11 protein-coding genes are annotated in these 11239 nt (G+C 45.7%); all 11 read left to right on the forward strand.

Annotated features, from left to right (window positions below):
- The first annotated feature begins 218 nt into the window (after positions 1-218).
- The 11 genes from H1D44_RS19945 (at position 219) to H1D44_RS19995 (ending at position 11124) form a co-directional block, all read left to right on the forward strand.
- Positions 219-1259 carry an NAD-dependent epimerase/dehydratase family protein gene (locus H1D44_RS19945; RefSeq protein ID WP_181517024.1) on the forward strand — a complete coding sequence of 347 codons (1041 nt, stop codon included), beginning with the start codon at positions 219-221 and terminating at the stop codon, positions 1257-1259.
- A gap of 51 nt (positions 1260-1310) precedes the next feature.
- Complete coding sequence (locus H1D44_RS19950) at positions 1311-2372, forward strand: DegT/DnrJ/EryC1/StrS aminotransferase family protein (protein ID WP_238984596.1); 1062 nt, start codon at positions 1311-1313, stop codon at positions 2370-2372.
- Positions 2372-3241: a glucose-1-phosphate thymidylyltransferase RfbA gene (gene rfbA, locus H1D44_RS19955; protein WP_181517026.1), complete on the forward strand. Its 870-nt coding sequence runs from the start codon at positions 2372-2374 to the stop codon at positions 3239-3241. The genes H1D44_RS19950 and rfbA overlap by 1 nt, the downstream gene beginning before the upstream one ends.
- Before the next feature lie 88 nt (positions 3242-3329).
- Entirely contained in the window at positions 3330-3788 is a 459-nt protein-coding gene (locus tag H1D44_RS19960) for a GNAT family N-acetyltransferase (RefSeq protein ID WP_181517027.1), read from the forward strand.
- 26 nt (positions 3789-3814) lie between these two features.
- Positions 3815-4603, forward strand: a complete 789-nt coding sequence (locus tag H1D44_RS19965; protein ID WP_181517028.1) for a phytanoyl-CoA dioxygenase family protein — start codon at positions 3815-3817, stop codon at positions 4601-4603.
- 5 nt (positions 4604-4608) lie between these two features.
- Positions 4609-5841 carry an alanine racemase gene (locus H1D44_RS19970; protein WP_181517029.1) on the forward strand — a complete coding sequence of 411 codons (1233 nt, stop codon included), beginning with the start codon at positions 4609-4611 and terminating at the stop codon, positions 5839-5841.
- Positions 5838-6860, forward strand: coding sequence for an ATP-grasp domain-containing protein (locus H1D44_RS19975; RefSeq protein ID WP_181517030.1), 1023 nt, complete (start codon positions 5838-5840; stop codon positions 6858-6860). Before H1D44_RS19970 ends, H1D44_RS19975 begins: the two co-directional genes overlap by 4 nt.
- Before the next feature lie 17 nt (positions 6861-6877).
- Positions 6878-7675 carry a P-loop NTPase family protein gene (locus H1D44_RS19980; protein ID WP_181517031.1) on the forward strand — a complete coding sequence of 266 codons (798 nt, stop codon included), beginning with the start codon at positions 6878-6880 and terminating at the stop codon, positions 7673-7675.
- 42 nt (positions 7676-7717) lie between these two features.
- On the forward strand, positions 7718-8926 hold the full coding sequence (locus H1D44_RS19985) for a hypothetical protein (protein ID WP_181517032.1): 1209 nt from the start codon (positions 7718-7720) through the stop codon (positions 8924-8926).
- 68 nt (positions 8927-8994) lie between these two features.
- On the forward strand, positions 8995-9960 hold the full coding sequence (locus tag H1D44_RS19990) for a glycosyltransferase (RefSeq protein WP_181517033.1): 966 nt from the start codon (positions 8995-8997) through the stop codon (positions 9958-9960).
- 48 nt (positions 9961-10008) lie between these two features.
- On the forward strand, positions 10009-11124 hold the full coding sequence (locus tag H1D44_RS19995) for a glycosyltransferase family 4 protein (RefSeq protein ID WP_181517034.1): 1116 nt from the start codon (positions 10009-10011) through the stop codon (positions 11122-11124).
- Positions 11125-11239: the final 115 nt, after the last annotated feature.

The raw sequence follows: 11239 nt of genomic DNA on the forward strand, positions 1-11239 counted from the left end.
GCGATGAAAGAATGGCAGACCAAGCGGCCTGAATTATTTTCCAAACGGGTAGTCAATCACACGGGACCCGACACCTAACCATAAAATAAAAAAAGAACTGATTCAGAGCATGTTGGCCGTAGATCTGGCTGAGTATTAGGGAAGGCAACGATGGGTCTAGTGGGGAACGTGGCTGTTGAAGCTGGCGTTGTGTCTTAACTAGAATAAATAGGTGTCTTATGACTGGTAGTAAGGTGGTTTTAGTCACCGGCGCAGGCGGATATATCGGCTCCGTACTCGTTCCCAAACTTCTGAATAAAGGCTACAAAGTCAAAGCCGTTGATCGTTTCTTCTTCGGAGGAGAGAAGCTCGCGCCGCATCCTGAGCTGGAAATCATTCAAGAAGATACGCGCCACCTGAAGTTGAATCATTTTAGAAATGTTGATTATGTCATTGATCTGGTCGCTATCTCCAACGACCCGAGCGGTGAACAGTTTGAAGAGGCAACTTGGCAAATCAATTATCGAAGCCGAGTAAAAACTGCAGAACTGGCCAGGCGAGCAGGGGCTAAACGCTATATCCTACCTTCCAGTTGTAGCATTTATGGATTCCAGAATGATATTGTCGATGAAACATCACCAACAAATCCGCTGACAATCTATGCGAAAGCCAATGAAAAAGCAGAACAAGATGTTCTAAAGCTGGCTAGTGGGAACTATGTTGTTACTGTGATGCGGCAGGCGACCATCTTCGGCTACTCTCCTCGCATGCGATTCGACCTGGCCATTAACGGAATGACCTATGGTGCTTATACCAGCAAAAGGTTGCCGCTGATGAGGGATGGAAACCAGTACCGCCCCATGCTTCACGTACAGGACGCAACCGATGTCATGTGCCTTCTACTTCAGGCGGATCCAGCCAAAGTGAATGGTGAAGTGTTCAATATCGGTAGCGAACAAAACACTTATCAGCTAGGGAGGCTTGGCAAAAAGATTGCTGACACTGTAGGTGGCCAACTTGGCCAGGAGGTGGCCATTGAGTGGTACGGTGATCCTGACCATCGCAGCTATCGGGTATCTTTCGGAAAGATTGAGGATAAGCTGGGCTGGCGCGCCCAGTGGAGCGCTGAAGAAGGCTGTCGCGAGATACTATTGAAGCTGGAATCCGGTGAGCTCCAGAAAACCACAGAAACCATTACATTGGCCTGGTATCAAGAAATGGTCAAGTGGCACAAGATTATCAAGAGCGCAGAAATGTACGGCGGTATCCTGGATATATGAATACTCCAGTAGTAGGGGCAAATGCTAATGATTCTAGTAAGCAAGCCATACATGCCGAACCTTGATCTGATTAATAAGTACCTAAGTCAAGTCCATGAGCGGTCCTGGATAACCAATAACGGCCCATTAGTAAGAGAGCTGACAAGTGTACTGCAAGACTATCTTGGTGTTAAGAATCTTATTCTCACAGCCAATGGAACCCTGGCGTTACAGTTAGCCTACAAGGCTCTAAGAATAAAGGGTGAGGCACTTACCACCCCCTTTACATTTGTGGCAACAGCTAGCTCCATGAAGTGGCAGGGGATAACGCCAAGGTTTTGTGATATTGAACCGGACACATTGGGGCTTTGTCCGCAGGCGGTTAAGGAGGCATTCACACCTAATACCAAGGCTATAGTCCCTGTGCACGTGTATGGCAATCCATGCAATGTAGAAAAATTTGAAGACTTATCTGAAGATATGAAGGTTCCTGTCATTTATGATGCCTCCCATACATTCTCTATTAAATATAAGGGTCAAAGTATTCTTAATCGAGGAGATGCATCCACGATAAGCTTTCACGCCACAAAGCTTTTTCACACGGTAGAAGGTGGCGGCATCGTCTTCAAGGATGATGAGGTATTTGAGCGAGCGAGGCTGATGTTGAATTTTGGTTTAGGGGAAAATGCTGAAGATATTGTTGCTCCGGGTATCAATGCAAAAATGAGTGAAGTTCACGCCGCTTATGGATTGTCCGTTCTTCACTCCATCGATGAGATACTATCAGAGAGGGCAGAGGTTCTTTCGTATTATCACCAAGGGCTAAATGGAGTAGTGGAGTTGCCTAGGTGGCGCGAAGGAGCCACTCAGAATGCAGCTTATGCTCCCATAATCATGGATTCAGAGAATCAGTGTCTTAAAGTGCTGGAATCTCTCAAGAAAGTTGGTGTGGTTGCTCGTCGTTATTTTTATCCTAGTCTTCATCACACATCTGAGTATAAGAGTGACTGGAATGACAGTTGTAAGAATGTAACTGGTATCGCCAATCGAGTAATCTGCTTGCCACTCTACCCTGGTTTGGAAAAGCATGATGTTGCAAACATAGTCGAAGCGGTAAAAGAAGGATGCCAATAATGAAAGGTATTATTCTTGCCGGTGGATCCGGTACACGACTCTATCCGATCACCCGTGGCATGTCGAAGCAGCTTTTACCGGTCTACGACAAGCCAATGATCTACTATCCGCTCTCGGTTCTCATGCTGGCAGGCATCCGGGACATTCTGGTGATTACCACACCTGAAGATCAATGTTGCTTTCAGCGACTGCTCAATGATGGTAGTCAGTTCGGTATCAATCTGAGCTATGCCGCCCAGTCACACCCCGATGGCCTGGCGCAGGCGTTCATTATCGGCGAATCCTTCATCGGTGACGATAGCGTTTGCCTGGTGCTTGGAGACAACATCTTCTATGGGCAAGGGTTTACGCCGCTACTGGAGAAGGTCGCCAAGCGTCAGGAAGGGGCCACGGTTTTCGGCTATATGGTCAAGGACCCTGAGCGCTTCGGGGTCGTTGAATTCGATGAGCAGCAGCGTGCGATTTCCATCGAGGAGAAACCGGCACAACCCAAGTCCCGTTTTGCTGTCACAGGTCTCTACTTCTACGACAATGAGGTTATCGAGATCGCCAAGGCGGTAACGCCTTCCGCAAGGGGCGAGTTAGAGATCACCAGCGTCAATCAAGCCTATCTGGAGCGTGACCAGCTGAATGTCGAACTGTTGGGGCGAGGGTTTGCCTGGCTGGATACGGGAACCTTTTCCAGCCTGTTGGAGGCCTCCCAGTTTGTCGAGACCATCGAGAAGCGCCAGGGGGTCAAGGTGGCCTGTCCTGAGGAGATCGCTTTTCGCAATGGCTGGTTGAGCATGACGGAACTATCCCGGGCAGGGAAGGACCTGTCCAAGAACGGTTACGGCGAGTATCTGTTGGCGCTGGCAAGTGGCCAATGAGTCGTATTACCCACCTGCCTAAGCGATACCGCCGGGATGTGTACTTTGATTGCATCTATAAACATAACGCCGATGCGATGGTGACGGGATGAGCCTGCTGAGCTCTGAGTCAAGTCAACGTGTTGCCTTGGGGGAGTTGATCCACCGGGAGAATAGCCGGGTCAATGGAGCGTTGATTCCCACGCTCCAGGTCGATGCCTACCTCGACAAGGTGCTGGCTCGAGGTGAATGCCTATTGCACCTGCAGCGGAGCTGTCTGGCCGGAGCCTTGCTGGGGTACTGCAATGCTCCGGACAAGGATCTGGCTTATGTGAGTCTATTGATAGTGGCTGAGCAAACACGAGGCCAAGGGATTGGTGAGACGCTGTTGGATGCCTTTGTATCTATGGCTGCGCACCGTGGCTTTTCCCGGATTCAGCTGGAGGTTGACGTAGACAATCAGGCCGCTATTTCACTCTATAATAAATTTGGATTCTATTATATCCACAGTGATAACCTAAAGCTGTTGATGCAACTGAGTCTCCCTGGGCGTAATCCAGATTCGTGATATATGTATGGCAGAGGAGGTCAGCTATGTTAGGTTCAGTGAGTCTCAAGCAGTTTGAAGAAGTGATGGCGGACAAGGGCTGGTTCGTGTTCGAGAAGGCCCTGGATAGCGACTTTATCGCTTGCCTAAGAGCCGATTGCTTCAAATGGATTGAGATATGTCGAAAATATCAGATCCGGAATGGAATCAATGAAAATGGTGATGGCACGGCTCATCACTGCCTCGGGTCCGGTGATAGTATCGATGCGTATATCGACATGCATCTTTTTCATGACTATATTTCTAGGTTCTTTAACGGTGAGCCATACATTTGTAACTCCCTGACGCCTATCGGTGGCTACCCAGGTGCTGATATCTATGTTCACAAGCTTCACCGAGATGTTCGTACGATGATTCCAGGTTATCCACTGAAGCTAAATATGCTGGTCATGTGTGATGATTTTACAGCCGACAACGGTACTATGATGCTAAGTGGCTCACAGTATCGGCCAGACTGTCCTTCTGATGAGGAGTTTGAACGCAACCACGAGCGTCTGATCGCTCCTGCCGGGTCGGTTGTGTTATTTCACTCCACGCTTTGGCACAAGGGCGCGCATATCGAAGGACCGCACAATCGGGTCGCGTTGACAGTGGGCTATGGGCGGGCCTACGTCAAGCCACACATGGATTATGCCAGAATGCTTGGTGAAAAATACGGAGAATGCCTTTCACCATTAACTCGTCAGGTCCTCGGTTACAATTCACGTGTACCCGTCAATCTTGACGAATGGTACAGGCCTGTCGAAAAGCGCCTCTATCATGCGAACCAAGGGTAGGTGTGATGGCCCTGACCCATGAGTTTCTATCCGATGTTGCCTCCACGCAAGGTAATGCTTTCTATATCTTCGATGATCTTGCTTTCCGACGCAATTATCTTGCGTTCCGGGATGGGTTGCGTAACCACTATCCAAAGGCTGAAGTTGCCTATGCCTACAAAGCAAACTATATGCCTGCCATCGGCCAAATCCTGGCAGAGCTTGATGGTATGGCCGAAGTGGTTTCTCGTTTCGAGTACGAGATTGCTCGGCGTTATTTGCAAGAAGAGTGCCTGATCTTCAACGGCCCGGTGAAGAGCGATGACGATATTGCTGTCGCCTTGAGCTTGGGCAGTCAGGTCAACCTCGACTCACTCGCTGAGGTCGAGCGGGTTGCTCGTTTGCGAGTCACCGGCCGACCTCTTGAGATTGGGCTAAGAGTCAGTGCCATAAAGGCAGATGGTGAGGAAAGCCGTTTCGGCATCAGTGTGAGAGAAGGGGAGCTGGCCCGTGCCCTCGACATGCTGGATACCTTAGGTGGAGTCAACGTGGCTTCTCTGCACTGCCACCTGACGACACAGGACAAGTCTCCTGAGGGGTTCGTCGATCGGCTGCGGGAGCTGTGGTCAATTGCAAGGGGGTTGGAAGGGCGCCATTGGTTGCGCTCGGTAAACATTGGTGGGGGGTTCTTTGGTGAGTTACCCGAAACACTGAAGCAGCAGTTTGCCTGTCCCATCTCCAGTATTGATTCCTATACTGCAACCATCGGCAGGGCTTTTACCCAGATGCACCCCGAACGGCGAATCCGGCTGATCATTGAGCCCGGGGTTTCGGTGGTGGCCAACACCATGTGTTTTGCGGTTAGGGTGGTCGATATTCGGTCGAGAAATGGCAAGCTCCAGGCGCTCCTGGATACGAGCATCAATAGTGTTAACCCAACCCGTTCTTCTCTCAAGGTACCGCTTTCTGTAGTGACAGCACATTGCAAGCCTGATGCTAAAAGGAGATCATATGCCTTGGTCGGCAATACTTGTATGGAACACGATATAATAGAGCCTGAACTTGAAGCCAATCTGAATGCCGGCGACTTTATCGTTTTCGAGAACCGCGGGGCTTATTCCATAAACTACACGCCAGATTTCATCCATCCAGCTCCCGCTATCGTCAGTAGAGAAGGCAAGGTGCTGAAGACTGCCGATAGTGTCTCGACCTCGCTGGCATCGTATAATTCAATTGTTGATCCTGGGGGTAATGGATGAATGTCTTGCTGACTAGCGTTGGGCGCCGATGCTATTTGGTGGAGTACTTCAAGCAGGAGCTCGCTGGGAAAGGACATGTAATCGGAGTTAATAGCGATCCCTTAACATCGGGAATGGCTGCAGTGGATCGTCGATATACCGTTCCCCCGATCGACGATGACGCTTATATTCCAAGGCTGCTGGAGATCTGTCAGGAGGAATCGATCGGCTTGATGCTATCCCTTTTCGACATCGACTTGCCTATTCTTGCGAGGCACCGGGATCAGTTCGAAGCCATGGGCATTTCTGTGGTAGTCAGCGATCCCTGGGTAGTGGAGGCCGCTAACGACAAATGGCTAACATATGGCTTGTTGCTGGAACACGGCCTTGGTACCCCTCTAACGTTTCTGGGGCTAGAATCTGCTCGGAGCGCCCTTAAGCGAGGGGAGCTTGACTTTCCTGTCATTGTCAAGCCTAGATGGGGTATGGGTTCTATCAGTATCTACACCGCTGAAGACATGGAGGAGCTAGAGTTCTTCTATCGATATGCATTGAAAAATATTGCTGCGAGCTATTTGAATATTCTAGCAAGATCAGATATGGATCACGCGGTCATCGTTCAAGAGAAAGTCCAAGGCCAAGAGTATGGTGTGGATGTCCTGAATGATCTTGATGGCAATTTTTTAACCTCCGTTGTGAAAAAAAAGATCGCTATGCGTTCTGGTGAAACTGACATTGCAGTAACGGAGGATAATGAACTTGTCAGACATATTACTGAATCATTAGGTGTGCTACTAAAACATCGCGGTAGCCTTGATGTTGATATCATTTTTGACGAGTCTACAGGGGATTCTAAGGTTATTGAGTTTAATGCTAGGTTCGGTGGGGGCTACCCTTTTTCGCATCTGGCGGGAGCCAATTTTGTTTCGGCGTTGTTAAGTTTAGCACAAGGTCAGTTGGTGGATATAAAATGCTTTTCCTACATAAGAGGAGTGCAGGGTGTCAAGGCTATCGTACCAACGACATTGACAGATTATTAAAGCCGCAAGGTGTTGATATGAAGTTCGTCGAATTTCTGGGGCCTTCTGGAGTAGGGAAAACTACAATATTCCAGAAATTACTAACGTTGCGTGAAGGGGAAGACGGCTGGTTAACCTCAGAAGAGGCTAGGTCTTTCGCTGTGCAATATCATGTCGATAAAGATAGTTTTATGAAAAAAATGGCAAGCCTAGTGCTGCGAATGAATGCATCACCCATCTTAAGCCGAGCTATTATAGATTTATTTATGGCTAAGCATGAGTTGATGGTAGGCAAAGAATTTATTGGTAAGTATGAAGTTTATCTGAAGCTGCTGATTCAGTATCTTCAATTTGATCGTACTATGAGTGAAATTACCAAGTGTCGTTTCATAGAGTATTATGTGAACGATCTTATAAGGAATGTTGCTGCGCTTGATTATATAGGCTTGGATCGGACCATTATTTACCATGATGGTGTTGTCCACAATAACCCTGGTTTCATGCTGCCCGCTGACCAGCTGTATAGAACCATCGAATGCGGTAGCATGGAGAGAACTCTTCCCAACGGCGTAATATATATCTCTTCAAATGTGGATGTTGTTTTTAAGCGACGTGCGCAAAGAATCCAAAGTGGGAAGGGAAATCTTCTTGAGGCCAACTTGAGCGAGGTAGAACTTTATCAGCTTTGCTTTTGGTCTGAAAAATGCGCAGAGAGGCAGAGGGAGGTGTTAAAGGCTTTAGGCGTCAAAATAATAGATTTAAATTCTGAGATTTCGATTAGTGAAATTTGTTCGAAAGCTAGAAAATTTATTAAACATGTAGAAAATAATTTATAATTTTTCTCTCTGGGTGTTATAGTTTAGCGTAAGGGGGTAAGTGTGCAGAATATTCATGTTATGCCAAACCATTTCTTCACTGAATATTTTATAAACAAAATTTATACAATTGGTGCAGGTGACAACAATTTTTTTATCATAAAAGAACCCGGAAGACATGGGGTGGGAATAGACTCTGATGCGATAAAAACAACGTGCAGTGGAAATTATTTGTTTTATTCATGCGGTCAACTATGGGGTTGCTTATCTAAATTTATAACCTCACCCAACGCTGTTTACTTCCATGGTCTAGATAATGAGTCCGAGCACTGTGTAATTAAAATTAAGAAAATATCGAGTGTTAAAGTGGGGTGGATATACTGGGGAGAGTATATCTTGCATTCTAGATACAAAGAGCGTGATTTTTTTTACAGTGAGTTGACGCGAAAATATGTACAAGAGCAGGAGTGGGGAAGAGCTAATTTGATAAAGAAGTTAATGCTCGCTACTGGTATTTTTTATCTAAGAGAGCTGTTGAACTCCAATGTCAGAATGTTTTTTAGAACACGTGCGATAAAGCATGTAGATTATTTTCTTCATTGGAATGCTTACGATTTTTTATCTGTTATGGAGCTCCATGGTTTTACAGAAAACAAGCCTGCTTATAAAAAATTCAGTTATGGAGAGTATCTTGAAAAAGGAAGCACCAATTTTCGTTGTTCTCAGCCCGACAATTCGACTTCAAGCAACGATTTAAATGTGATGCTAGGACACTCGGCTAATCTTAGTGTAAACCATCTTGATGGACTTGAAGCCCTTCGTAAAGCTTTTTCAATGTTAGATAATAAATTAATAATTAATGTTCACTGTGTTCTTTCCTATGGAGATGAAGAGTATAGGAAAAAAGTCATTAATGATGGCCGTTTGATTCTTGGTGAGTACTTTAAACCTATAACTAAAAGAATGCCCCTTTCTGACTACCATGCTTTTCTAGGCATGATTGATGCAGCGGTATTTCCCATAAGGCATAGTGCTGCGGGTGGAAATATAGCGAAACTATTATCTTATGGCACCGCGATATTCATAGATGAAAGAAGCACGCTCTTTTCGCATTTTACTGATATGGGATTTGATGTCTATCCCCTGAGTGCAATTAGTCATGATTTTTATAATGTCATTTTACGACATGATAAAATGAATAATATAATGCGTTTCAAGGAGGTATTCACCATCGATGCTATTGAGCAATCCTATAAACACTTCGCAAGTTAATTTTCTATGTGTCTATGTAACTCTTGTTTTTAACGGTTCCGTTTATATGTCTTGGGTAGAGGTGGGGAGTGAAAGGGCCAAAGTACAAAATATCTGTTGTTATTCCCGTGTATAATTGCGCAGACCTTTTAGAGGCCAGCATCACATCTGCTCTGCGTCAAAGAGGATGTGATACAGAAGTCATCATTGTTGACGATGCATCATCGGATGATATTGAATCAGTAGTAAGTCTATTCAAGTCTAATAAAAGGGTGCGCTATTTTAAGTTGTTGAAAAACCAAGGCCCCTCCTTTGCAAGAAATACCGCCATTAAGTTTGCCAAGCATGATTGGATAGTCATCCTGGATGCCGATGACACTATTGATAGCCTCCGAAGTCTTAAGCTAATTGAGGTTGCTGTCAAGCTTGATTTGGATATTGTTTTAGATGATCAGATCATGTATTCGAGAACAATGGAGGGAATAAGCTGTCTTGCCTCAAGATCTGAATCCATTCCACTTATAAGGAACTTGAGTGAATTCAATTACATTGATCTTGACTGTTTGATAAGCAATCCTCAGTTGGGAATACTTCAGCCAGTTTTTAAGCGATCATGCTTGACTCGAGTAGCAAAGATCTATAATGAGAATTATCGGTATGGTGAAGACTACGATCTTTTAGTTAGACTCGTAGCAGTTGGTTGTCGTCTTGGGTATATACCAGAGGCTTATTACCATGTGAATATCAGAGAGTTCAGCTTAACCGCTGATAGAAAGAAGATGTTTGAGGGGATGATTGAAGTTTATCGCTCCCTTTTGAAGAATAGTGAGGTTCCACTTGAAATGGAACAAGAAAGTGCGTTGATAAATAACATCAGGCTAGCATCACGCACTATTGCTTATGCAGAGCTGTCAAACAGCCTAAAGAAAAAGCTATTTTTTCAGTCTCTAAAGTGCTTTATCACATATCCTAATCTTGCGTTACAGATCCCAAAGCGGCTTCCTGGTTTGATTGTTAAGAGTGTGAAGGTGTATGGGAAGAGATGGATAAGTTAGCCATCTATTTTCTAGATTGCTTGACTGCTTGATTGTATGGGAGGAGGGATGGCCGTATTCTGTTTTGTAGATCGCGCCGATGCACACTCGATATGGTCTATAGTTGACAGCATAGCACAAAAGCTCCTGGAAAATGGCAATTCAGTAATTTATTTAAGGCTTACTGAATCCAGTCAGGTAGGAAATCGTCAGGTTCCTGATGGTGTTAAAAATATTGAGGTGCTGGTAGGCAGTAGGGGGAGATTTTATAATCTCATATCACACAATTTCGCTTTTTCAAAGTCTCTGTACAAAATTCTCACGCGAGAAGAGGTTGATGTATTACATACTAACTTTGCTGTGCCAGGTATCGTATCGAGAGTGGTAGGTTGGTTTTGTCGAGTTCCTGTTGTTGTATCAACACAGCATGAGCTCTATAGATCCATGAGTTTCCATCTTAGAGTTGGTGTTAAAGTGAGCAAGAGGTTTTGTAGTGCTGTGATTTATGTGTCTGACCAAGTAAAGAAAAGCTTCGATGAGTGTGGTGCAGGGTATAAGAAATCTTTGGTTATTAGGAACGGTATAGATTACTCAAGGATATGCCGAAGTGTTGCACCTCCCCAAAGCATAACATCTCATCGACCGAGAGTTGTTTGTCCCGGAAGGTTCGTATCCGTCAAGGGGCAGCAGACACTAATCAGAGCATGGCCTAGCATCATCCAATTTTTTCCCAATGCTGAGCTTGTTCTTCCGGGAATGGGACCTGACGAGAGTTATCTTAAGGGATTGTGTGTGGAAGTAGGTGCTCAAGATAGCATAATATTTCCTGGGTGGATGTCGCATGGTGATCTTATCTCCATGGTTGCCAACTCAGATCTCGTTGTGGTGCCAAGCGATGGTACCCAAGAAGGGTTTGGACTAGTCGTTGCAGAGGCAATGGCCCTTGGAGTTCCTGTCGTATGCAGCAATATACCAGTGTTCAAGGAGGTAGCTGACGTTGCTGCCCACTATTTTACCGTTGGCAATTTCGAAGAGCTCGCGGCTGTGGTTGTCCGAGCGATGAAAGACGAGCTCCATACCTTGGAGAAAGTTTCTATCGGTAAGTCAAGAGTCGCGAGAAAGTTTGATAATAAAAAGATGGCTAACCACTACATGGCATTATATAACGAACTGATGTCATCTTGACATGCAATCGTCAATTCCCGCATGAATATGAATAAGGGTTGGCGGTCTCAAGTCCCAAGCGCAACACTATTGAAGGGTGTCCGGTCCAGCGACTGATTTCTTGAGCACCTCGGAA

The sequence above is a fragment of the Billgrantia kenyensis genome, from assembly GCF_013697085.1.
In the GTDB taxonomy this organism is placed as follows: Bacteria; Pseudomonadota; Gammaproteobacteria; order Pseudomonadales; family Halomonadaceae; genus Halomonas; species Halomonas kenyensis.

What these genes read in the sequence shown, in the direction of transcription:
- H1D44_RS19945 (WP_181517024.1), top strand. Translation starts at nt 219, where the DNA reads ATGACTGGTAGTAAGGTGGTTTTAGTCACCGGCGCAGGCGGATATATC.
- H1D44_RS19950 (WP_238984596.1), top strand. Translation starts at nt 1,311, where the DNA reads ATGCCGAACCTTGATCTGATTAATAAGTACCTAAGTCAAGTCCATGAG.
- rfbA (WP_181517026.1), top strand. Translation starts at nt 2,372, where the DNA reads ATGAAAGGTATTATTCTTGCCGGTGGATCCGGTACACGACTCTATCCG.
- H1D44_RS19960 (WP_181517027.1), top strand. Translation starts at nt 3,330, where the DNA reads ATGAGCCTGCTGAGCTCTGAGTCAAGTCAACGTGTTGCCTTGGGGGAG.
- H1D44_RS19965 (WP_181517028.1), top strand. Translation starts at nt 3,815, where the DNA reads ATGTTAGGTTCAGTGAGTCTCAAGCAGTTTGAAGAAGTGATGGCGGAC.
- H1D44_RS19970 (WP_181517029.1), top strand. Translation starts at nt 4,609, where the DNA reads ATGGCCCTGACCCATGAGTTTCTATCCGATGTTGCCTCCACGCAAGGT.
- H1D44_RS19975 (WP_181517030.1), top strand. Translation starts at nt 5,838, where the DNA reads ATGAATGTCTTGCTGACTAGCGTTGGGCGCCGATGCTATTTGGTGGAG.
- H1D44_RS19980 (WP_181517031.1), top strand. Translation starts at nt 6,878, where the DNA reads ATGAAGTTCGTCGAATTTCTGGGGCCTTCTGGAGTAGGGAAAACTACA.
- H1D44_RS19995 (WP_181517034.1), top strand. Translation starts at nt 10,009, where the DNA reads ATGGCCGTATTCTGTTTTGTAGATCGCGCCGATGCACACTCGATATGG.